20 protein-coding genes are annotated in these 21148 nt (G+C 71.4%); 9 read left to right on the top strand and 11 right to left on the bottom strand.

The features are described 5' to 3' along the window. Positions 1 to 7 precede the first annotated feature (7 nt). On the top strand, positions 8 to 898 hold the full coding sequence (locus PQI07_RS14330) for a ketopantoate reductase family protein (protein WP_274926833.1): 891 nt from the start codon (positions 8 to 10) through the stop codon (positions 896 to 898). 67 nt (positions 899 to 965) lie between these two features. Here the strand turns inward: PQI07_RS14330 and PQI07_RS14335 are convergent, their stop codons facing one another. The 4 genes from PQI07_RS14335 to PQI07_RS14350 form a co-directional block, all read right to left on the bottom strand. Next, positions 966 to 1280 (bottom strand): hypothetical protein, encoded by a 315-nt coding sequence (locus tag PQI07_RS14335; protein ID WP_043355295.1) that lies wholly within the window; start codon positions 1278 to 1280, stop codon positions 966 to 968. A gap of 17 nt (positions 1281 to 1297) precedes the next feature. Beyond that, on the bottom strand, positions 1298 to 2917 hold the full coding sequence (locus PQI07_RS14340; RefSeq protein ID WP_043381097.1) for a hybrid sensor histidine kinase/response regulator: 1620 nt from the start codon (positions 2915 to 2917) through the stop codon (positions 1298 to 1300). Between the two features lie 131 nt (positions 2918 to 3048). Next, complete coding sequence (locus tag PQI07_RS14345; RefSeq protein ID WP_053609062.1) at positions 3049 to 5022, bottom strand: AI-2E family transporter; 1974 nt, start codon at positions 5020 to 5022, stop codon at positions 3049 to 3051. Positions 5023 to 5079: 57 nt separating this feature from the next. Continuing rightward, complete coding sequence (locus PQI07_RS14350; RefSeq protein ID WP_043355299.1) at positions 5080 to 5460, bottom strand: response regulator; 381 nt, start codon at positions 5458 to 5460, stop codon at positions 5080 to 5082. Positions 5461 to 5655: 195 nt separating this feature from the next. Between PQI07_RS14350 and PQI07_RS14355 the strand changes: the two genes are divergently transcribed. Together PQI07_RS14355 and PQI07_RS14360 are read left to right on the top strand one after the other, a co-directional pair. Further along, complete coding sequence (locus PQI07_RS14355; protein WP_274926834.1) at positions 5656 to 6291, top strand: glutathione S-transferase family protein; 636 nt, start codon at positions 5656 to 5658, stop codon at positions 6289 to 6291. Between the two features lie 145 nt (positions 6292 to 6436). Then, positions 6437 to 7678, top strand: a complete 1242-nt coding sequence (locus PQI07_RS14360) for an MFS transporter (RefSeq protein WP_274926835.1) — start codon at positions 6437 to 6439, stop codon at positions 7676 to 7678. A gap of 6 nt (positions 7679 to 7684) precedes the next feature. Here the strand turns inward: PQI07_RS14360 and PQI07_RS14365 are convergent, their stop codons facing one another. After that, a complete protein-coding gene (locus tag PQI07_RS14365; protein ID WP_274926836.1) occupies positions 7685 to 8926 on the bottom strand; it encodes an NAD(P)/FAD-dependent oxidoreductase in 1242 nt (413 codons plus the stop codon). Next, the gene (locus PQI07_RS14370; RefSeq protein ID WP_043349301.1) at positions 8923 to 9870 is read right to left on the bottom strand and encodes a LysR family transcriptional regulator; all 948 of its coding nucleotides are present in this window, start codon (positions 9868 to 9870) and stop codon (positions 8923 to 8925) included. The genes PQI07_RS14365 and PQI07_RS14370 overlap by 4 nt, the downstream gene beginning before the upstream one ends. Before the next feature lie 182 nt (positions 9871 to 10052). On the opposite strand from PQI07_RS14370, the gene PQI07_RS14375 reads away from it, so the two are divergent. The 4 genes from PQI07_RS14375 to PQI07_RS14390 are packed head-to-tail and all read left to right on the top strand — an operon-like array spanning position 10053 to position 13482. After that, positions 10053 to 11108, top strand: coding sequence for a class 1 fructose-bisphosphatase (locus tag PQI07_RS14375; RefSeq protein WP_043381086.1), 1056 nt, complete (start codon positions 10053 to 10055; stop codon positions 11106 to 11108). 25 nt (positions 11109 to 11133) lie between these two features. Next, on the top strand, positions 11134 to 11994 hold the full coding sequence (locus PQI07_RS14380) for a phosphoribulokinase (RefSeq protein WP_043349274.1): 861 nt from the start codon (positions 11134 to 11136) through the stop codon (positions 11992 to 11994). A gap of 19 nt (positions 11995 to 12013) precedes the next feature. Further along, positions 12014 to 12700 (top strand): ribulose-phosphate 3-epimerase, encoded by a 687-nt coding sequence (gene rpe / locus PQI07_RS14385; RefSeq protein ID WP_043349271.1) that lies wholly within the window; start codon positions 12014 to 12016, stop codon positions 12698 to 12700. Then, a complete protein-coding gene (locus PQI07_RS14390) occupies positions 12694 to 13482 on the top strand; it encodes an HAD-IA family hydrolase (protein ID WP_043349270.1) in 789 nt (262 codons plus the stop codon). Before rpe ends, PQI07_RS14390 begins: the two co-directional genes overlap by 7 nt. On the opposite strand, the gene PQI07_RS14395 is transcribed toward PQI07_RS14390, so the two are convergent. Continuing rightward, positions 13443 to 14417 carry an MBL fold metallo-hydrolase gene (locus PQI07_RS14395; protein ID WP_043349267.1) on the bottom strand — a complete coding sequence of 325 codons (975 nt, stop codon included), beginning with the start codon at positions 14415 to 14417 and terminating at the stop codon, positions 13443 to 13445. The two genes, PQI07_RS14390 and PQI07_RS14395, sit on opposite strands and share 40 nt — an antisense overlap. Positions 14418 to 14521: 104 nt before the next feature. Further along, entirely contained in the window at positions 14522 to 15562 is a 1041-nt protein-coding gene (locus PQI07_RS14400; RefSeq protein WP_274926837.1) for an SDR family oxidoreductase, read from the bottom strand. A 229-nt stretch (positions 15563 to 15791) separates the two neighbouring features. Here PQI07_RS14400 and PQI07_RS14405 point away from each other — a divergent pair, with 229 nt between their 5' ends. Continuing rightward, positions 15792 to 16538 (top strand): YebC/PmpR family DNA-binding transcriptional regulator, encoded by a 747-nt coding sequence (locus tag PQI07_RS14405; RefSeq protein WP_043349263.1) that lies wholly within the window; start codon positions 15792 to 15794, stop codon positions 16536 to 16538. Positions 16539 to 16562: 24 nt separating this feature from the next. On the opposite strand, the gene PQI07_RS14410 is transcribed toward PQI07_RS14405, so the two are convergent. Next, complete coding sequence (locus tag PQI07_RS14410) at positions 16563 to 17549, bottom strand: alginate O-acetyltransferase AlgX-related protein (protein ID WP_274926838.1); 987 nt, start codon at positions 17547 to 17549, stop codon at positions 16563 to 16565. Between the two features lie 180 nt (positions 17550 to 17729). On the opposite strand from PQI07_RS14410, the gene ada reads away from it, so the two are divergent. Next, a complete protein-coding gene (gene ada, locus PQI07_RS14415; protein ID WP_274927724.1) occupies positions 17730 to 18794 on the top strand; it encodes a bifunctional DNA-binding transcriptional regulator/O6-methylguanine-DNA methyltransferase Ada in 1065 nt (354 codons plus the stop codon). Between the two features lie 33 nt (positions 18795 to 18827). Here the strand turns inward: ada and PQI07_RS14420 are convergent, their stop codons facing one another. Both PQI07_RS14420 and PQI07_RS14425 read right to left on the bottom strand, forming a co-directional pair. Beyond that, complete coding sequence (locus PQI07_RS14420; protein ID WP_274926839.1) at positions 18828 to 20144, bottom strand: DUF5666 domain-containing protein; 1317 nt, start codon at positions 20142 to 20144, stop codon at positions 18828 to 18830. 11 nt (positions 20145 to 20155) lie between these two features. Further along, complete coding sequence (locus PQI07_RS14425; RefSeq protein WP_274926840.1) at positions 20156 to 21001, bottom strand: DUF6502 family protein; 846 nt, start codon at positions 20999 to 21001, stop codon at positions 20156 to 20158. Between the last annotated feature and the right edge of the window lie 147 nt (positions 21002 to 21148).

Consider the following 21148-nt stretch of genomic DNA (forward strand, 5'->3'; position numbering starts at 1 on the left):
ATCTGCCATGAACGTCGCTGTCGTCGGGGCCGGCGCTGTCGGCTGCTATTACGGGTTTCTCCTGGCGCAGGCCGGCCACGCGGTGACGCTGATCGGACGCCCCGCCCTGGTCGAGGCCGTGGGGGCGGCCGGGCTGGTGCTGGAGCGCGCGGCCGGGACGGCCTCGGTCCCCGTGCGGGCGACCGAGGCCGGCGACGGCGTGTCCGGCGCCGACCTCGTGCTGGTCTGCGTGAAGTCCGGCGATACCGAAGCGGCGGGTGCGATGATCGCAGGCCATCTCGATCCTGCCGCGACGATCCTCAGCCTCCAGAACGGCGTCGACAACGCGGAGCGGCTCGCCGCCGTGCTGGGCCGGCCGGTCGTGCCGGTGGCGGTCTACGTCGCCACCGCGATGGCCGGCCCCGGCCATGTCCGGCACAACGGGCGCGGCGACCTGATCCTCGGCGCCTCGGAGACGAGCGACCGTATCGCCGCCGCTTTCACGGCAGCCGGCATCCCCACCACGGTCTCGGCGCGCGCGGTCGACGCGCTCTGGGCGAAACTGATCACGAACTGCGCCTACAACGCCCTCTCGGCCCTGACGCAGCGTCCCTACGGTCGCCTGCTCCAGGGCGAGGGCGTCGTCGCAGCGATCACGGACGTGGTTCGGGAATGCGTCGCCGTCGCCGAAGCCGACGGGGTGTCGGTGGCCCCCGACATCCTCGACACCGTGCTGGATCTCGGTGTCACCATGGCCGGGCAGCGTTCGTCCACCGCCCAGGACCTCGCCCGCGGCCGGGCCAGCGAGATCGACCACCTCAACGGCTTCGTCGTGCGCAAGGGCGCGGCGCTCGGCATTCCGACACCGGCGAACCGGTTGCTGCACACGCTGGTCAAGCTCGCCGAGCAGAAGGACTGACGTTGCTCTCCGGCGCCCGGACCGTCACCCCGAGCGCAGCGACGCAGCCCGGTGCGCACTGGACCGGCTACGCCCGTGCGGCGGCGTTGGCCTTGCGGGTCGCGGCGGCCTTCCTGGCGGAGGCGGAGCGTTCCGCGGCCGTCCGCCCGGCCGAGGCCTTGCCGCCGGATTCGCCGCCCTTGTGGGCGGCCGGATGTCCGGTGGCCTTGCCGCGGCCCGAGCCGCCCGGCTTCTTGCCGCCGCCGTCGTCCTTGTTGACGGTGGCCCAGGCCCGGGCCTCCGCCTCCTTCTCCGGCACTCCGCGGGCCTCGTAGGACTCGGCGATGTGCTCGGCCTTGCGCTTCTGCTTGTCGGTGTACTTCGATTTGTCGCCCTGGGACATGGGCCGTCTCCCGAAGCTCAGCCCACCCCGGTCGGACCGTCGAGGATGGCGCGCACGCGGCGGACCAGCTCCGTGCGCCGGTAGGGCTTGTTCAGGAGATCAAACTCCGAGCCGCCGATATCGGTTCGCTCCAGGCTCGCCTCCGCGTAGCCTGTGGCGAGCAGCACCTTGAGCTTGGGCTGGCGGCGGCGGGCCTCGCGGGCCAGCAGCACGCCGTTCATGCCGCCGGGCATGATCAGGTCGGTGAAGAGCAGATCGATGCGCTCGCTCGAATCCAGGATCTCCAGGGCCTCGCGGGCATTGCTCGCCACCAGCGTCGTGTAGCCGAAGTCCCGCAGGATGGTGCGGGCGAGTTCGGCCACGTCCTCGCGGTCGTCGACGATGAGGATCGTCTCGGAGCCCTGCCGATCAACGGACCGCAGCGAAACCTTGGCAGGGGCATTGACGTCGCCGTCGGTCGCGGGGAACGACAGGCGCACCGTCGTGCCCGCACCCACCGCCGACTCGATCTGCGCCGCGCCGCCCGACTGCTTGGCGAAGCCGTAGACCATCGACAGGCCGAGCCCCGTCCCCTTGCCCTCCTCCTTGGTGGTGAAGAACGGGTCCATCACCCGGGCGAGCACGGCCGGCGGGATGCCGGTACCCGTGTCCTTGATGGCGATGCTGACATAGCGCCCGTCGCGCAGCGGACCGAGCTCCCGGCCGCGGGCGGCGACCTCGCTGTTCTCCGTGGAGATCCGGACGGTGCCGCCCTCCGGCATCGCGTCGCGGGCGTTTATCAGGACGTTCAGGATCGCGACCTCGGCCTGGGTCGGATCGACCCGGCAGTTCCAGAGGTCCTCCGCAAGATCGAGTTCGACCTTCACGGCCTCGCCGACGGAGCGGGCGACCATCTCGCCCATCCCCTCGATCAGGGTGTTGAGATTGACGGCGCGCCCGTCCAGCCGCTGCTTGCGGGCGAAGGCCAACAATTGCTGCGTCAGCGTCGTCGCGCGCTCCGCAGCCTGGCGGATGTTCTCGGTGGCGCGGCCGAGCCGGGCGCGGTCGGCATCGGGCTTCTCCAGCCCGGCCGCCAGGATGTCGACGTAGCCGACGATCACCTGGAGGAGATTGTTGAAGTCGTGCGCGATGCCGCCCGTGAGCTGGCCCAGCGCCTCCATCTTCTGAGCCTGACCCAGCGCCTCCTCGGCGTCGCGGCGACGCGAGACGTCGAGCTGAGAACCGAAATAGTACACGAGCTCGCCGTCGGCATTGTAGACCGGCGAGACGAACAGGGCATTCCAGAAGGTCGAGCCGTTCTTGCGGTAGTTCAGGATCTCGGTGGCGAACTCGCGCTTCTCGGCGATCGCGGCCCGGACCTGCGCGACGCTCTCGCGGTCGGTTTCGGGGCCCTGAAGGAAGCGGCAATTGCGCCCGATCAGCTCTTCCGGCGTGTAGCCCGTCATCGCCAGGAACGCCCGATTGGCGAAGATGATCGGGTTGTCGGGCTGGCGCGGATCGGTGACGATCATCGGCATGCGCGTCGTCTCGACCGCCGCGAAGAAGATATCGCTGCGGCGGTCGGTCAGGTCACTCGGCGCGCTGTCCCTGATCGGAGGGCTCGGCCCGGAGGGCGGTGTTTCTGGGGTCTCAGACATGCGCGGTGATGTTCAGCCTCCGGGACGTAAAAGCATTTTGCGCGCGCCCGATCACGAAAAGCGGACGGAACACTAGCGGTCGAGAGCGCGATGTCGACGGCCCGTCCTCAGAGGTGGTGTCGCACGGCGCGTCATGCCACTGCCGGCTGCGCCGAACCGGAACGCGCAGTCACGGGTGCCGGGACGAGCCGGGTGGGTGCGGATTCCTGACAGGCGCCGAGCACAGCCGAGAGCGCCTCGTTCAGCGATGTCACGAGGAAGTCTGCCGAGGTTGCCCGGCGCAGCCGTTCCAGGGTCGCCGGATCGCGCTCGCGCCAGAAGCCCACGAGGATGCGCACGCCCGGCACCGCCGCACGGGCCTGCCGGACGGTGAAGCGGATCTGCGAGAGGCTCACCGGCTCGAGATACGAGAAGCAGATCAGCGCGAGCCCCTCCGGATTGTCGGGACGCTCGCCGGCGCGGATCGCGGCCATCGAGAGAATCTGCGAGGCCAGCCCGTGGCGGGCGAGGATCTGGCTCAGCATCAGCGTCGCCGCCTCGTCGAAGGGGCCGCGGCTCGACACGCACAGCACCGGCGTCTCGCTGCGCCAGTTGGGGGCGAGATCCTCGCGCTCGAGGACGATGCCGGCCACTTGCCGGTCGGGCCCGATGGCGGCCAGCGCCGCCGCAGTCTCGGTATCGGGCCCGCGCCCGGAGCCTCGACGGCTTCGCCGGGTCATCGGAGCGGTCCCGAGGCGGTCGACGACCGTGCGGATCGCCGCCCCGACCTCCGCCTGCCGCTCGCGGTCCAGGGTGCCGCGCGAGAGATCCTCCTGCGCGAGCAGCAGGCCGGCGAGGGCGACCTCGTCGTAGTAGGTGACGAGGGCGCGCTCCTTGAGGAACTGCCAGCCCTGGTCGATCGCCTCGACCGGATCGCCGGCCAGCATGCGCTGGTAGAAGATCTCGGGCGGCGACAAGGCTGGCTGATCGCCCAGCAGGACGTCGAGGTACCAGAGGCGCTCCACGTGCCGGCCAAGGACCACGAGGCACACGGTGAGCGGCGTGGCCAGGACGAGGCCGATCGGCCCCCACAGGAACGTCCAGATCGTCGCCGCGAGGATGACGGCGACCGGCGAGAGGCCGGTGGAGTGGCCGTAGAGGAGCGGCTCGACCACGTGGCCGCAGATCGGCTCCACCACCAGGAACAGGACCGCGGTGGCGATCACCATGCCCCAGCCGGGATCGACGGCGGCGGCGAGGATCAGCGGCAGAAGGGCGCTGATCGCCGCGCCGATATAGGGCACGAACCGCAGGATCGCCGCGAGGACACCGAACAGGGTCGGGCTCGGGACGCCGATCATCCAGAGTCCGAAGCCGATGACGAGGCCGAAGGCGATGTTGAGGGCGAGCTGGGCCAGGAAGAAGCGGCTGAGCCGGCTCGTGGCATCGTCGATCGCCGCCGTGGTGCGGCGCAGGTCGCCCGAGCCGCCGGCGAGCCGGATAGCCCGGTTTCGCAGATCCTCCCGCTGGAGCAGGATGAAGATCGTGAAGATCAGGATCAGGCCCGTCGTGGCCAGCGGGTGCAGGATCGGGCCCGCGAAGGTCTGAAGCGTGTCGACCACGCTGGCGCGGGCGGGCGTGAGTTCCACGGTGAGGGGATGCGTGCGCGATCCCGGCTCGCCGCGGACTTCCGCGGCCGGGGGCGGCTGCAGGGTGGCGCTGAGGTCCTGCACCATGTCGACGATCCGCGACAGGGTGCCGGTCCCGGCCGTCGCCCCGCGCAGATCCTTGATCTTGGTGCGCATCACCTGCGTGTAGCGCGGCAGGTCCGAGGCGAGCTGGGACGCCTCGCTGGCGATCAGGCTGCCGATCCCGAACAGGGCGCCGAAGACGATCACCACCACGAGGAGGACCGCCGGCGCACGCGGCACGCGCAGCCGCCGCAGGACCCGGACGGCCGGCACCAGCACGAAGCTGAGGAGGATCGCCAGCGTCACCGGAACGAGGATCTCGCGCCCGAGATACAGGGCCGCCAGCGTGGCGACCACGAGAAGGATCGAGGCCAAGGCCACGAAGACCGGCAGGCCCTGCCGCAGGCGCTGGGCAGTGACGGGATCCTCGCTCACGGACACGCTCCACTCACATCAGGTCTCGGGATCGCAATTCGCGCGTCCGCGGTCGGGTCAGCTCGCCGGGGCGGTCTCGCCCAGGGCGGTGCTGATCTGGCTGAGAAGCTTCGAGAAATCGACCGGCTTCGGGTGGTAGTCGTCGCAGCCGGCCTGGATCGCCTTGTCGCGGTCGCCCGACATGGCGTGGGCGGTGAGCGCGATGATCGGGATCGCCCGCGTGTCGGTGCCCGACTTCAGCGTCCGGGCGACCGACCAGCCGTCCAGGACCGGCAGGTTCATGTCGAGCAGGATCACGTCGGGCTGACCCGAGCGGGCTTGTCGGACCCCGGCCTCGCCGTCATGCGCGAGGATCACCTCATACCCGCGCCGCTTGAGGCGGCGGGACAGGAAGTCCCAGATCTCTTCGTGGTCCTCGACCAGCAGAATCTTCGCCATCAGAACTCATACCCCCGGCTCGCGTCGTGCCGGACGGCAGCTCAACGCGCGGCATCGCACAATCGCCCAACGTTCCTGCCCCGATTCCGGTCCCTGGAGAAGGGCCGCTTCGGTGCGAGGTTGACCCGTCCTCCGGCCGGTATGAGCGTGTGCTTCGGCGAATCGACAATCCTCTGAGGGGGCGGAGCCACCAATATGCCTGACATCGAGTTCTTTCATTCGCCCAATACCCGCTCGTCAGGGGTGCGCGTCCTGCTCGAGGAACTCGGTGTCCCGTACCGGCTGCACGTGCTCAACATGCGCGCCGGCGAGCACCTCGAAGGGGCCTACCGTGCCGTCAATCCGATGGCGAAGGTGCCGGCGATCCGCCACGGCGAGGCCGTGGTGACCGAGCAGGCGGCCATCTACCTCTACCTCGCCGACCTGTTCCCCGAGGCCGGGCTCGCCCCGGCGCCCACCGAGCCCGACCGGGCCACCTATCTGCGCTGGATGGTGTTCTACGGCTCCTGCTTCGAGCCCGCGGTGATCGACCGGCACCTAAAGCGGGAGCCGGGCCCACGCGCCATGTCGGCCTATGCCGATTACGACAGCGTGATCGCCCGGGTGAAGGAGGCACTGACTCCGGGGCCGTACCTGCTCGGCGAGCGCTTCAGCGCCGCCGACATCCTGTGGGGCGGCGCCCTCGGCTGGACGACGGGCTTCGGCCTCGTGGAGCCCGCGCCCGTCCTGACGGCCTATGTCGAGCGCATCCAGTCCCGTCCGGCCGCCCGGAAGGTCGCGGCGGAGGATGCGCAGCTCGCGGAGGCGCATCAGGCGGCCGCCTCGGCCTGAGCGCCGCCGGGCTCGGGCGGCGGCGATCCCCCGCACCGGATCCGGCGTTCGACGCGCACGGATCTGTCGCGCAACGGGGTTCCGCTCCGGCGGGGGAGATGCGATGTCGCGAGTCTGGTTTGGCCCGCGTCGCGCAGCGTCCCTCATGACCGACAGCACAGAGCCGGCTCTCGTCCCCGCCGCGACGTTGCAGAAGTCGCCGCCGACGTCGATCCCGCGTCTCATCGTCGTCCTGGCCTGTGCGGGGTTCGGCAGCACCTTCGCGCTCCGCTCGGTCGAGCCTCTCGTCGGCGTGCTCGCCCGGGATCTCGCGAGCGACGCCCACACGGTGGCGCTCCTCTCCACCGCCTTCGCGCTGCCTTACGCCTTCATCCAGCCGGTGCTCGGCCCGATCGGCGACGCGCTCGGCAAGGAGCGGGTGATGAGCACCTGCCTCGCGGTGCTCGCCGTCGCCCTGACCCTGTGCAGCATCGCCCCCGATATCGGCAGCCTGTTCGGCCTGCGCATGCTGGCGGGGGCGGCGGCGGGGGGCTGCATTCCGCTGTCCCTGGCGCTGCTGGGTGACCGGGTGCCGATGGAGGGCCGTCAGGTGGCGATCGGCCGGTTCCTGGTGGCGGTGATCCTCGGCCAGCTTTCCGGCTCGACCTTCGCGGGCCTGATCGAGGCGGCGATCGGCTGGCGCGGTGTCTTCGCGGTCACCGCGGCGGTGGCGGCCATCGCCTGCGCGGCGACCGTGTTCGGGTTCGACCGGACCGGCCGGCCCGCCGCGCGCCGTCCGGCCTTCGGTGAGGCGGTGACCCGCTACCGGACGATCCTGCGCAATCCCCGGGCGCGGGTGCTGTTCTCGGCGGTGTTCATCGAGGCCATCGCGATCTTCGGCGTGTTTCCGCACCTCGCCCCGCTGATCGAGGCCCGCGGGGAGGGGGGACCGCGCGAGGCCGGCCTCGTCCTGGCGGGGTTCGCGGTCGGCGGCCTGCTCTACTCGGCCCTGGTCGGGCTGCTGGTGCGGCTGCTCGGCCTGCCGCGCATGCTCATCGGCGGCGGCCTGATCTGTAGTGCGTCCCTCACCGTCGTCGGGCTCGCCGGCACGTGGCAGGTCGATTGCGCCGCGCTCACCGCCATGGGGCTCGGCTTCTACATGCTGCACAACACCTACCAGACGCAGGTCACCGAGGTGGCGCCCAAGGCCCGCGCCTCCGCGGTGGCGCTCCACGCCTTCTCGTTCTTCTGCGGGCAGGCGCTCGGCGTCGCGGTGATCGGGCAGGCGCTGCTCCGGTTCGGCCAGCTCGGCGCGCTCCTGGGATGCGCCGTCACGATCCTGGCGCTCGGGATCGGCACCGCCATCGCCCTGCGGCAGAAGCCGGCCCCGGTGGCGTTCCCGGGCTGAGCACCCTCAGGGCCGCTGCAGCGCCAGCGCCTTGAGGTCGAAGCCCGGATCCGCCGCCTGATCCGGGCTCAGCGGCGTTCCGGCCGTGAGCAGCCGCCGGGCTATCATGTGGTCGCCCGCCCGGTCGACGGATTCGACGGCGCTCAGGCGTCCGTCGCGGAATCGGAAGACCGAGAAGGCGGAGCCGGAGCCGCGGACCACGCTGGCATCCGTGGGGCCCGCCAATCCGGCGATCTGCAGCTTGTGCCGGCCCTGGTCGCTCCAGAACCAGGGCAGCGCGCCGTAGGCCGCCGGCTTGCCGGTGAGCCGCGCCGCCAGGCAGCGCCCCTGGTCGATGGCGTTCTGCACGGACTCGATCCGCACGGTGCCGTCCGGCGTGAGCCCGTGAGCGAAGGGACTGGGAAACCGGGCGCAATCGCCGATCGCCGAGATGGCCGGATCGGGTGTCGACAGAAACGCGTCGACCCGCACCCCATCCTCGGCCGGCAGGCCCGCTTCCAAGGCGAGCTCCCGGTTCGGCAGCACCCCGATGCCGACCAGGACGAGGTCGGCGGGCAGTTCCCGGCCGTCCGCGAGGGCCACGCCGACGGCACGGCCGTCCCGCCCGAGGATCGCCGTCACGCCGGCCCCGAAGGCGAAGCGCACGCCCATCGCCTCCTGTGCACCGCCGAAGAACGCGCCCATCTCGGCCGAGACCGCCCGGGCCATAGGCCGCTCGGCCGCCTCGATCACCGTCACGGAGAGGCCGCGCCCGGCCGCGACGGCGGCGAATTCGAGCCCGATGAAGCCCGCGCCCACCACGACGATCGCCCGGGCCGCCTCGATCTGCGCCCGGAGCGCGTCGGCATCCGCGAGGCCGCGCAGCTGGCGCACGCCGTCGAGCTCGGCTCCGGGCACGGGCAGGGGCCGGTTGCGGGCGCCGGTGGCGATCACGAGGTGGGCGTAGGGCAGGTGCTCGCCGTCCGACAGCTGCAGAAGACGTGTTGCCCGGTCGATCGCGACGGCGCGGAGCCCCGGCCGGTGCGCGATGGCGTGCTCGGCGAAGAAGCCGGGGGGGCGCAGGAACAGGCCTTCCTGGTCTGTCTTGCCGGCGAGGTAGGCCTTCGACAGGGGCGGACGCTGGTAGGGAAGGGCGGCCTCGTCGCCCACCAGGGTGATCGGATCCCTGAACCCACCCTCGCGCAGGGAGGCGGCGAGTTGGAAGCCGGCCTGGCCGGCGCCCGCAACGACGATTCCGACTGGACTCACGCCTTGGCTCCCGCCGGCACGAGACCGCTCTGCGCGACGCCCGGCAGGCTGCGCGCACCCTCCGACATCAGATAGGACCAGACCGCGGAAGCGGCCGGACCCAGCACCTTGTCGGCGCGCCGGACCGCGTACCAGTCGCGCCGGATCGGCAGTCCCTTGACGTTCAGGAGGACGAGGCGGCCGCTCTCCAGCTCGGCCGCCACCGAGTGCACCGAGAGCAGCGCGATCCCGAGCCCGGCCATCACCGCCTGCTTGATGGTCTCGTTCGAGCCGGTGTCGATGTCCAGCGGCGCCCGCTTGACCAGGACGCCGCTCATGAACTCCTCGAAGACCATGCGCGTGCCCGAGCCCTCCTCTCGCAGGAAGAACGGCTGGTCGGCGAGATCCTCGCGGTTCAGCCCGGTCTTGCCCGCGAGGGGATGGCTTGGCGGGGCGATCAGCACGATCGGGTGCGGTCCGAAGGTCGCCGCCTCGATCGGGAAGTCCCGGGGCGGGCGGCCCATCAGGGCGAAGTCTATCTCGTAACCGCGCAAAGCCTCCACGGTCTGGCCGCGGTTGCGCACCGACAGGCTGATCTCGACCCCGGGATGCTTCTTGACGAAGCCCGCGATCACCTGCGGGGCGAAGTACTTGGCGGTGGAGACGACGCCCAGCGCCACGCGCCCGCCCTCGGCGCCCCGCAGGGTGCGCAGGCGGTCGGTGCAGGTCTCCAGCACGGTGTTGATGCTGTCGATCGCCCAGAGCATCTCGCGGCCGGCATCGGTCGGCTTGAGGCCGCCCGGCGTCCGGTCGAACAGCAGCAGCCCGGCCTCCTCCTCCAGCTGGCGGATGCGCGCGTAGAGGGCGGCCGAGGTGACGTTCAGCTCCTGCGCCGCCCGGGTCATGGTGCCGAGTCGGGCCACGGCAGCGACCGCCTGAAGCTGCTTGAGGGAGAGATTGCGCATGGCGGACATCTCGTTTTTTTCGTCCTATGACACAAGATCGCACAGAAATCTTGAAGGCCGCGCCGCGGGTTCCTGTCGATCCGGAGACACAGACCGCTATCTTGGCGGCCAAGCGGCCGCTACAGAGCCGGCGCGGAAGGCGCGATCCCGACGGACGGGATCCGAGCAGGAGGAGTAGGCCGATGGCAATTTCAGCGGCGATCGGGACGCCCCTCGAGACCTGTCTTGCGCAGGCCGTGGACGCCAATCCGGCGCTGAAGGACACCGCCGCGGTGATCGCGGCCGTGGCGCGCTCGGCGGTGGAGATCAGCGAGCGGATCGGGCGTGGTGCGCTCGGCGGCGACCTCGCGGCGGCCGGCGAGCACAACAGCGACGGCGACGTCCAGAAGGCCCTCGACGTCATCGCGCACGAGAGCGTCACCGCAGCCCTGCGCGGTGCCCCGGTCGCCGAGGTCGCGTCCGAGGAGGCCGAGGAGGTGATGCGGCTGAACCCGGACGCGCCGCTCGCCGTCGCCATCGACCCCCTCGACGGCTCGTCCAACATCGGCGTGAACATGGCCGTGGGCCTGATCTTCGGCATCCGGCCGTCGATCAAGGATCCGGCGAATCCGCTCGCCTCGTTCACGACCCCCGGCTCGACGCAGATCGCCGCGGGCTTCGTGACCTACGGCCCGGCCACCGCGCTGATCCTGACGCTGGGGGAGGGCACCCAGTCCTACGTGCTCGACCGCGCCGAGGGTACGTTCAAGCTGACGAGCCCGGCCATGTCGGTGCCGGCCTCCACCAAGGAATTCGCCATCAACGCCTCGAACGCCCGGCACTGGGATGCCCCGGTGAAGGCCTATATCGAGGATTGCCAGCGCGGCACCGAGGGCCCGCGCGACAAGGACTACAACATGCGCTGGCTCGCCTCCCTGGTGGCCGACATCCAGCGCGTCCTGACCCGCGGCGGCGTTTTCCTCTACCCGGGCGACGCCCGGAAGAACTACGCCCGCGGCCGCCTGCGGCTGCTCTACGAGGTCGCCCCCGTGGCGATGCTGGTCGAGCAGGCCGGCGGCACGGCCACCGACGGCCAGACGCGGATCCTCGACCTGGTGGCCACCGGCATCCACGAGCGGGCGCCCCTGGTCTGCGGCTCCACCGAGGAGGTGGCCTGCGTCGCGACCTATTACGCGGGCGGCAAGCCCGATGCCGGCCGCTCGCCGCTGTTCGGGCAGCGCGGTCTGATGCGGTCGTGAGGCACAGCACGAAGTCCGGACGGTAATGTCGGCGCGACACCCCATCATCTCGGTGACCGGCTCCTCCGGGGCCGGGACCACCTCGGTGCGCAACACCTTCGAGCAGATCTTCCGCCGCGAGGACGTGCGGGCGGTCTTCATCGAGGGCGACGGCTTCCATGCGTTCGACCGCGACACGATGCGGGCGATGATGGCGAACGAACCGACGCTGTCCCACTTCGCGCCGCGCGCCAACCTCCTGCCCGAGCTGGAGGCGGTCTTCCGCAGCTACGCCGAATCCGGGACCGGCCGCACCCGCCACTACGCCCACGATGCCCACGACGCGCAGGCCTTCGGCATCCCGGAGGGCAGCTTCTCGGACTGGGAGTCGTTCCCGCCGGATTCGGACCTGCTGTTCTACGAGGGCCTGCACGGCTGCGTGGCGGATCAGGATGTCGACATCGCCCGCTACGCCGACCTGAAGATCGGCGTCGTGCCGGTGATCAACCTCGAATGGATCCAGAAGCTGCACCGGGACCGCTCGTTCCGCGGCTACTCCACCGAGGCGGTGACCGACGTGATCCTGCGGCGCATGCCCGATTACGTGCAGACCATCTGCCCGCAATTCTCCTTCACCGACATCAACTTCCAGCGGGTGCCCACGGTCGACACCTCGAACCCGTTCATCGCCCGCTGGATCCCCACCGCCGACGAATCGATGGTGGTCATCCGCTTCAAGGATCCGAAGGGGATCGACTTCTCGTATCTCGTCTCCATGATCCACGACAGTTTCATGAGCCGGGCCAATTCCATCGTGATTCCCGGCGGGAAGCTGGATCTGGCCATGCAGCTGATCCTGACGCCGATGATCATGCAGCTCGTCGAGCGCCGTCGCAGGCTGGCCTGAACAATCCCGAAAGCCTCCCATGCTCCCACCCGTCATCGCCCCCTCGATCCTGTCCGCCGACTTCTCGAAGCTCGCCGAGGAGACCCGCGCCGTGGACGCGGCCGGCGCCGACTGGATCCATCTCGACGTCATGGACGGGCACTTCGTGCCCAACATCACCTTCGGGCCGCCGGTGGTGAAGGCTCTGCGCCCGCATACGCAGAAGTACTTCGACGTCCACCTGATGATCGCGCCCGCCGACCCGTACCTCGCGGCCTTCGCGCAGGCCGGGGCCGACGGCATCACCGTCCATGCCGAGGCCGGGCCGCACATCCACCGCTCGCTCCAGACCATCCGCGACCTCGGCAAGCGCGCCGGCGTGGCGATCAATCCGGGCACGCCGGCCGCCCTGGTCGAGCCGGTGCTCGACCTCGTGGACCTCGTGCTGGTGATGACGGTCAATCCCGGCTTCGGCGGCCAGAGCTTCATCAAGAGCACGATGGAATCGGTGGCGCGGGTGCGCGCCATGGTGGCGGGCCGGGACATCCGCATCCAGGTCGACGGCGGGATCGACCCCGAGACCGTCAAGGCGGCGAGCCGCGCCGGGGCCGACACGTTCGTCGCCGGCAACGCGGTCTTCGGCGGCGGTCCGGGCGCCTATGCCGAGCGCATCGCGGCGATCCGCGCGGGCGCGGAGGGCGCCTCCGGTCGCGACCTGTCGTGCTGAGGGCGCTGATCTTCGACGTCGACGGGACCCTCGCCGAGACGGAGGATCTGCACCGGCAGGCGTTCAACCGCGCCTTCGCGGAACTCGGCCTGCCCTGGCGCTGGGACGAGGCGCTCTACGCCGACCTGCTGACCGTGATGGGGGGCAAGGAGCGGCTCGCCCATTACATCGACACCCGGCACGCAGCCGAAGCCGAGGCGCTCCACGCGCTGGCCCCCGAGATCCACGCCCGCAAGACGCGCGCCTACGGCGAACTGGTGGCAGCGAGCGGCCTGCCGCTGCGCCCCGGGATCGCCCGGCTGATTGCCGAGGCCCGGGCGGCGGGCCTGCGGCTCGCCGTGGCCACCACCACGAGCCGGCCGAATGTCGACCGGCTCCTGGCCGCCAACTTCCCGCCGGACGCGGCACCCTTCGACGTGATCGCGGCCGGCGACGAGGCGAACCGCAAGAAGCCCGCCCCCGACGTATTCCTCCTGGCGCTCGCCGGCCTGGACATCCCGGCCTCCGAGGCGGTGGCCTTCGAGGATTCGGCCGCCGGCATCAGCTCGGCCCGGGCCGCGGGACTGCCGGTCCTGGCGACACGGAGCCGCTACACCGAGAGCCACCCGCTCGACGGTGCCTTCTCGGCGGTCTCGGATCTCGGCGAGCCGGAACGGCCGCACCGGCACATCGCGGGCGTCGAATGGCCGGGCGGGGTCGTGGACCTGGCGAACCTGATCCGGGTGCACGCGACCCTGGACGATCAGAGCGCGCCGTTCCAGGCGATGGGCACCAGCCGGTAGCCCGGCCCGTTCCGCTCCACATGGCCGAGGGACGGGAAGGGGAAGTGGTAGCCGACCACGAGGGCCTTCTCGGACGCGGCCATGTCGTAGAAGCGGTGGCGCGTCGCCTGCGCCTGATCGGCATCGTAATCGTACATCACGTGCCAGTCCGGGTGCTGCAGGAAGAAGGCCGGAATGTTGGTCACGTCGGACTGGATCAGCAGCCGGTCCGCCCCCGAAGCGATCGCGAAGGCCGTGTGGCCGGGCGTGTGGCCGGGCGCGGCGAGGGCGGTGATCCCGGGTGCGACCTCCTCGTCCCACGCGAAGGTGCCGATCCGGTCCTTCAGGTCGCCGAGCACCCGGCGGGTGTTGGCGAAGTAGCCTTGCGTCACCGGGTCGGCGGCCTGGGCCATGTGGGCGTCGCTCATCCAGAATGCCCAGTCGGGCGCGGCGGCCCGGATCTCGGCGTTCGGGAAGGCGAGGCTCCCGTCCGCCCTCTTGAGGCCGTTCGTGTGGTCGGGATGGAGATGCGAGAGCAGCACGAGGTCGATCTCCTCGGGTCTGATCCCAGCCGCCGCGAGGTTCGCCGCGAGCCGGCCGACGGGCGCGCCCGGCACCGGACCGTTGCCGGTATCGATCAGGATGAGCTTCGCGCCGGTGTTGATCAGCGTCGGGTTGAACGGCACCGTCACCTGGCCGGGCGGCATGTAGGCCGCCTGCGCGGCGCCGAGTGCCGCGTCCCGGGGAACATTGCGCACGAAGCGGTCCGGCATCGGGAAGCTGCGCGCCCCGTCGTTGAGGATCGTGACCTCGCAGCTGCCGACGCGGGTCCGGTAGAAGCCCGGCGCCTGCGATCCGCCGAAGGGCGCCGCGGCGCGGGCGCCGCCGCCGAGACCCAGGACGGCCCCTCCGGCGAGCGCACCCCGTACGAGGTCGCGGCGGTTCGTTGCCGGCATCGGATCCTCCCTAAAGCCCGGTGCCGCCTGGGGCGCCACACAGCGCGTTCCGCAAGGTTTGCGCAGCCCCGAGGCTGCGCGATGGGCCTGCCTAAACCGGTATCCTAGCGTCTGCCCAGCCGGCGGTCGGCGCGCGCTTCCGCCCGCCCATGCGCCTCGGTGGCGAACAGCATCGTCCCGGCCACGATGCCGAGCGCCGCCGCGATCCCGAACTTGAGCCAGCGCGGGTCTGCCGCGGCGACGTGGCCGGTCGCCCGGGCATCGAAGCGGCCATGGGCGCCGGGATCGGTGTCCACCGGGTCGTAGAGGTTGTCGGGGCGGTTCGTCTGCGCCTGCACGCTGGTCATCTCCCCACGATAGCCGTGCCGGGCGAGGTAGCCGTCGATCCAGCCCGGGATCAGCATGTTTCCGATGATCGCCTTCCAGGCCGAAGCCCCGATCCACAATTCCCGCGGCGCGTCGTGCGCCGCCCGGAACACGTGCCGGGCGATCGCCTCCGGCTGATAGATCGGCGGCACCGGTTCGAGCTTGCGCGGCATCCGCGACCGCGCCCAGTCGAACTGGGGCGTGTTGACCGCCGGGAGCTGGACCATCGTCAGCCGCACCCGACTGCCGTCGTGGAGCAATTCGCTGCGCAGCGAATCCACGAATCCGCGCACGGCGGCCTTGGCGGCACAGTAGCTCGCCTGCAGCGGGATCGACCGATAGGCGAGCGCCGAGCCGATATGCACGATCGTGCCCCGGTCGCGCGGCACCATGTGGCGGAGCGCCGCCAGGGTCCCGTGCACCTGCCCGAGATAGGTGACTTCGGTGGCGCGTCGGAACTCCTCGGGGTCCGTCTCCTGCACGGGCGCGTAGACCGTCACCATCGCGTTGTTGACCCAGACGTCGATGCCGCCGAACGCCTCGGCCAGCGCGTCGGCGGCCTGGGCGACGGCCTCCGCGTCGGCGACGTCGGCCGCAAACGCCAGCGCCCGGCCGCCCGCCCGTTCGACATCGCGGATCGTGCCCCTCAGCCCGGCCTCGCCCCGGGCGATCAGACCGACATTCCAGCCGTGCCGGGCGAATTCATGCGCCACGGCGCAGCCGACGCCGGCGCTCGCGCCCGTGACCATGACCGTGCTGCGTCCGTTCCGGCTCGACATCGGGCTTCCAGCTCAGGGAGAAGTGCAGCGCCAACGCCCGAGGCGGGCATTCTTTCCGCGATCACGGGATTGCGAAGCCTGCGCGCCCCTGTCCCCCTGCGCGGTGCCGAGCGGCGGCGGCCGCGTTGCTTCGTCCGAAGGCGGCGGCCTATATACGGCGCGACCTCACAGCCGCGACGGCGGGGTCCCGGACGCCCGCCCTCGCCAACGAACAAAAGTCTGAACCGTCATGGCAGGCCATTCGCAGTTCAAGAACATCATGCACCGGAAGGGCCGGGTGGACGCAGTCCGCTCGAAGGTGTTCGGCAAGCTCGCCCGCGAGATCACCGTGGCGGCCAAGCTCGGCACGCCCGACCCGGCGATGAACCCGCGCCTGCGCGCCGCGATCCTGGCGGCCCGCGCCGAGAACATGCCCAAGGACAATATCGAGCGCGCCATCAAGAAGGCCGCCGGTGCTGACGGCGAGAACTACGAGGATATCCGCTACGAGGGCTACGGGCCCGGCGGCGCCGCCCTGATCGTCGAGGCGCAGACCGACAACCGCAACCGCACCGCCTCGGACGTCCGCTCGGCCTTCACCAAGTCCGGCGGCAGCCTCGCCGAGACCGGCGCCGTCGCCTTCATGTTCGACCGCGTCGGCGTGATCGCCTACCCGGCTTCCGTGGCCGATGCCGACACGATGCTGGAGGCCGCCATCGAGGCCGGCGCCGACGACGTCAGCTCCGGCGAGGACGGCCACGAGGTCGTCTGCGCCCAGGATTCCTACGGCGAGGTCACCAAGGCCCTCGAGGCGCGCTTCGGCGAGCCGAGCCGCACCGGGCTGATCTGGAAGGCGCAGAACACGATCGACGTCGACGACGAGACCGGCGAGAAGCTCATCCGCCTCGTCGAGGTGATCGAGGATCAGGACGACGTCCAGCACGTCTACGTCAACTTCGCCCTGTCGGACGCGCTGGTGGCCAAGCTGCAGGCCTGAGCGGGGCCAAGCCGCGGGCGCCGCTCAGGCGCCTGCGGCTGCCAGTTCCGCTCCGAAGCGGTCCTGCGCGTAGCGCTCCACCGAGAAGGTGTCGTCGGGCAGCTGGACCATGAAGCGCTCGGCCACCTCGGTCAGCACGATGTCGGGCCGGACGCGCTCGATATACGGCCAGTCCAGGGAGGTGCTCCAGATGAAGTGCACCTCGCGGAACGTCTCGGCCAGCATGATCGTCAGCATGTACGGCATGACGTGCGAGAAAGAATCGCCGAACAGCGCCAGCCGGCGCGGATCGGTGGCCTTGGCGTTCCCGTAGATCACGTGCGCGCCGACATGCAGCGTGTGCAGCAGGCCGGCCTTCTCCCGGGCTTCGACGATCGGGCTGCCATAGGTCCGGACCGCGTCCTGCTGCATCAGGACGGTGCGTGAGCGCGCCCGCCGGGGCGGGTCGAAGGCGCTGCCCAGATCGCCGTCGTGGTCGTTCTCGAAGGACGGCCGCTCCCGCAGATCCGGCCGGGGCTCGGCGCCCAAAGCCCGGCAGATCTCCGCGTAGGCGAGATAGCAGCCGTCTGCGGACCAGTGGGTGTCGGTCCGGCAGTAGAGATCGGCCGTATCGCGCTGCGCCCGCATCGGCGTCACCAGATCGATGCAGGTCTGGCGCCAGCGCGTCCGTCGGCGCCAGGCCGCATAGAGGCCGAAGGGCCCGCGGAAGCGACCCGGCGGGGGCTCGTTGTGCAGGAGCCGATAGGCCGGCGAGGCGCTCGGCCGGATGGTCAGCCCGTCGAGCCGGTGATCGTAGATCATCAGCTTCTCCGGGGCGACGACGTGGCGGTACAGGATTCCCTGGGCGCGCAGGCGCCGCTCCCGCATCGTCACGAGGCTGCGCCACTGCCAGATCAGCTCCGTGGTCTCCTCCGGCCGCTCGTACTGGCCCAGCACGTCGTTGCGCCCGGTCTTCAGGAACAGCCATCCATCCTGGCCGACATGGATGTGGTCGGGCGTGCTCGGAGCCATGGCGCACTCGTGAAATGGCCCCCCGCTCGAACGGCCGCCCGGGACAGCGGATTCGGCAGCAAGGAGCGGGATGCCGGCACGGCGGCGGACGGACAGAGTGCTGCGCGCGTCCTCCACCGCCCGGTAGGCCCCCTCATGCCCCTCCCCAACGCCCACGCCAAGCCGCATAGTGCCGCCGCCATGAACCACGGTCCAAGGTCAGACCTCCGCGACGCCGAGCGCTGGGCGGCCCTCGCCGCCCGCGACGCGCGGGCCGACGGCACCTTCGTGTACGCGGTCCGCACCACGGGTGTGTATTGCCGCCCGAGCTGTGCCGCGCGGGCAGCGCGGCCCGAGAATGTCAGCTTCCATCGAACCTGCGCGGAGGCCGAGGCTGCCGGTTTCCGCCCGTGCCGGCGCTGCCGCCCCGACGAGCCCGGCCTCGCCGCGCGCCGGGCCGAGGCGGTCGTCCGCGCCTGCCGCCTGATCGAGTCGGCCGAGACGATGCCGTCGCTCGCCGAACTCGCCCGTACCGCCGGCCTGAGCGCCTACCACTTCCACCGGGTGTTCAAGGCTGCCACCGGCGTGACGCCCAAGGCCTATGCCGCCGCCCACCGCGCCGCCGTGGTGGCCCGGCGGCTGCCCGGCGCCGCCTCGGTGACGGAGACGCTGTACGAAGCCGGCTACGGTGCGGCGAGCCGCTTCTATGCGGGGGGCGCGCCACGCCTCGGCATGGCGCCGGCGGCCTATCGGACGGGGGGCGCCGGTCTGCGCATCCGGTTCGGCATCGGCGCCTGCACGCTCGGCGCGATCCTCGTCGCCGCCACGGAGGCGGGCGTCTGCGCCATCCTCCTCGGCGACGCGCCCGAGCCGCTCCTGCACGATCTTCAGAGCCGCTTTCCCGCCGCGGAGATCGAGGGCGGCGACCCGGCCTTCGAGAGCTGGATGGCGCAGGTCATCGGTCTCGTGGAGGCGCCGGGCAGCGGCCTCGACCTGCCGCTCGACATCCGCGGCACGGCCTTCCAGCAGCGGGTCTGGGCAGCGCTGCGGAAGATCCCGGTCGGGTCCACGGCGACCTACGCGGAGATCGCCCGGGCGATCGGTCTGCCGACGGCGATGCGCGCGGTCGCGCAGGCCTGCGGGGCGAATCCGGTGGCGGTCGCCATCCCCTGCCACCGGGTCGTGCGCTCGGACGGCGCCCTGTCGGGCTATCGCTGGGGCGTCGCGCGCAAGCGCGCGCTGCTCGACCGGGAGGCGGAGGGCTGAAGCCCGGCATCGCGCGCGAAGACGATGGTCGGCCTAGCGCCGGCCGCCCCCCGGGCCGCCGAACCCGCCGCCAAAGCCGCCTCCACCGGGGCCCGGACCTGGACCCCCGGGGGGACCGCCGAATCCCCCGGGGCCGCCGGGGAACGCCCCCGGAGCGGCCGGCGGTGCGCCGCCGAATCCGCCGCGGGGCGCCCCGAATCCGCCGGGACCCTCCGCCCCGGGGACGACCGTGCCCCCCGGCCGGGTGTCGATCGCGGGGCCGCGCGGCTCGCCGATGCCGCCAGGGCCGCCGATGCCGCCCTGCCGGCCGCCGGGCTCGGCTCCGAAGCGACCGGGCAGCTCATCGGGGAGATTGCGCAGGTCGAGCCGGTCGCGTTCCCGCTCGAACCGCGGGGCATCCGGCTGTTGCGGCTCGGGCGCGATGCGGTTCTCGATCCGCAGCCGCTCCACCGTCAGGTCGCCGTCCCGCGCGATGGCTGCGGTCAGCACCGCCTTCACGCTTCCGGCGCGGGGAACGCGCGCGCCCGGGCGCCCCGCAACGGCATAGCCCGCGCCGACATCGAAGCCGCTGCCGGACCGGCCGATATAGGCCTCGATTGAGACCTGCTTCAGCCCCGGCGGGAATGGCAGGCCGACCTGCGCGGCGTTGGTCACGGTGAGGACGCCGTTCGCCGCCGTGCCCGTCACCAGAGCGCGACGGCCCGTCGGGAGTGTGTCGGCCCCCGCAATGCGCAGGCCGCCGATCCCGAGGCCGCCCGCGATCCGCTGCACCGGCCCGGCGACGCGGTCGGGCCCGGAATCCCGCGCCTCGATCAGGCTCGCCACGATCACGCCGTCGGGCCGCCGCAGCCCGCTCACCGCGACCCGCGCCCCCGGCTTCCAGGCGCCGGTGAGACCCGCCGTCGAGACCCGCTGGCCGAGGACCACCAACCGCCCCGGCGCGACCGATTCCACCGGCCCGACCACCTCGCTGGTCACGTCGATCCGCCCCGTGGCGAGCCCGGCGCCCTCCGGCCGGGCCATCACGTGGACCACCTGCCCGATCTTAAGGTCGGCCGACTTCGCCGCCGTGCCGTCGATGCGCACCTCGACGTCCGGCGGATAGGCGATGCGCAGGTCGTTGACGATGATCGAGCCGAAGCGGCGGATCGTGCCGATCACGCCGGTGCCGCCGATCCCGCGGTCGCCCTCGCCGAGGGGCCCGTTGCGGGGCTCGTCGGTCCGCATCATGCCGGTGCCGCCGATGCCCTGGTCGCGCGGCGCCTCCTGCGGCCGGACGGGGCCCGGCAGAAAGGTCGCGGCGCCCGCGAGCAGGCGCAGGACGAACCGGCGGTTGGGCAAGGCGCGCACCGGCCGGCCTCTCACCGCTCGTCCTTGGGGTGCGCTGAGGGCGCCGCTTCCGTGTAGACGTAGAGACCGAAATTCCACCGATGCGTGCCGCCGGGATCGGTCTGGCAGGCGGCGTGCGCTTCCCGGTTGGCCTGCTGCAGCGCCTCCATGGCGATCTCGCGGGCGCGCGCTTCGAGCTTGATCGCGAGGTCCTTGGACAGGCCGTCGTAATGGACCGCCCGCTCCAGGAAGCGCGGCGCGTCGCCGACGATGTTGGCGACGGCGGCCGCGATGTGGTCGTGCAGGTTGCGGCCGAAATAGTAGAGCTGCGGCCCCTCGGCGCCGTCGCCCCGCGGTACGTAGGCCGCCTCGGCGAGAACGATCCGGTCCTGTGGATCCGTGAAGGCGAGGCCCCGGTCGAGCCACTCGTCCAGGACTGCCCGTGGCCGCAGATCGCGGGTCACGCCCGAGACCAGGGTCTCGAAGGAGGGGGCGTTGCCGTCGGCGGTCCGCGGCAGCGGCAGGGGATGACCCTGCGGGTCGGTGAAGGCCGGATCGGCGATCCAACGGGCGATGATCCGGCTGGTGCGCGAGACGACCGCCGGCACGGCACTCACCGGGGCGCCGGCCCCGCGCAGGCGCCGCACCTCCTTGCGGTGGATGCCGGTGAGCAGCGAGACGCGGCTGTCGGTCTGCTCCTTGCCGGTGAGGGCGAAATCGTACTCGGCGACGTTCACGTAGAGCTCGCGCAACAGGTCGGTCAGCGCAGGGAAGGTGATTCCACGGGCCACCAGCAGGCGCACGAGGGGGCGCAGCAGCCGCGCCAGCGGCGCGTGCAGGCTCGCGCCGTCCCGCGGAGTATCGGCAGTTTCAGACATGATCGCATGGTGGCGGTTCGTGCCGTGGGATACAATCCCACTGCGTGCGGCGGCGCACCTCGATCCGCTGATTTCGAATTGACGTGGGATTTTTGCACACGTACATCGACGGCGTGGTCAAATTTCCCACGTCAAAGGAGGAGCACA

This window comes from Methylobacterium sp. 092160098-2 (assembly GCF_028920805.1).
In the GTDB taxonomy this organism is placed as follows: Bacteria; Pseudomonadota; Alphaproteobacteria; order Rhizobiales; family Beijerinckiaceae; genus Methylobacterium; species Methylobacterium fujisawaense.

Bases quoted from the DNA above. Each gene is read 5' to 3' on its own strand.
- PQI07_RS14330 (WP_274926833.1), top strand. From the start codon at position 8: ATGAACGTCGCTGTCGTCGGGGCCGGCGCTGTCGGCTGCTATTACGGG.
- PQI07_RS14335 (WP_043355295.1), bottom strand. From the start codon at position 1,280: ATGTCCCAGGGCGACAAATCGAAGTACACCGACAAGCAGAAGCGCAAG.
- PQI07_RS14340 (WP_043381097.1), bottom strand. From the start codon at position 2,917: ATGTCTGAGACCCCAGAAACACCGCCCTCCGGGCCGAGCCCTCCGATC.
- PQI07_RS14350 (WP_043355299.1), bottom strand. From the start codon at position 5,460: ATGGCGAAGATTCTGCTGGTCGAGGACCACGAAGAGATCTGGGACTTC.
- PQI07_RS14355 (WP_274926834.1), top strand. From the start codon at position 5,656: ATGCCTGACATCGAGTTCTTTCATTCGCCCAATACCCGCTCGTCAGGG.
- PQI07_RS14360 (WP_274926835.1), top strand. From the start codon at position 6,437: ATGACCGACAGCACAGAGCCGGCTCTCGTCCCCGCCGCGACGTTGCAG.
- PQI07_RS14370 (WP_043349301.1), bottom strand. From the start codon at position 9,870: ATGCGCAATCTCTCCCTCAAGCAGCTTCAGGCGGTCGCTGCCGTGGCC.
- PQI07_RS14375 (WP_043381086.1), top strand. From the start codon at position 10,053: ATGGCAATTTCAGCGGCGATCGGGACGCCCCTCGAGACCTGTCTTGCG.
- PQI07_RS14380 (WP_043349274.1), top strand. From the start codon at position 11,134: ATGTCGGCGCGACACCCCATCATCTCGGTGACCGGCTCCTCCGGGGCC.
- rpe (WP_043349271.1), top strand. From the start codon at position 12,014: ATGCTCCCACCCGTCATCGCCCCCTCGATCCTGTCCGCCGACTTCTCG.
- PQI07_RS14395 (WP_043349267.1), bottom strand. From the start codon at position 14,417: ATGCCGGCAACGAACCGCCGCGACCTCGTACGGGGTGCGCTCGCCGGA.
- PQI07_RS14400 (WP_274926837.1), bottom strand. From the start codon at position 15,562: ATGTCGAGCCGGAACGGACGCAGCACGGTCATGGTCACGGGCGCGAGC.
- PQI07_RS14405 (WP_043349263.1), top strand. From the start codon at position 15,792: ATGGCAGGCCATTCGCAGTTCAAGAACATCATGCACCGGAAGGGCCGG.
- PQI07_RS14410 (WP_274926838.1), bottom strand. From the start codon at position 17,549: ATGGCTCCGAGCACGCCCGACCACATCCATGTCGGCCAGGATGGATGG.
- ada (WP_274927724.1), top strand. From the start codon at position 17,730: ATGAACCACGGTCCAAGGTCAGACCTCCGCGACGCCGAGCGCTGGGCG.
- PQI07_RS14425 (WP_274926840.1), bottom strand. From the start codon at position 21,001: ATGTCTGAAACTGCCGATACTCCGCGGGACGGCGCGAGCCTGCACGCG.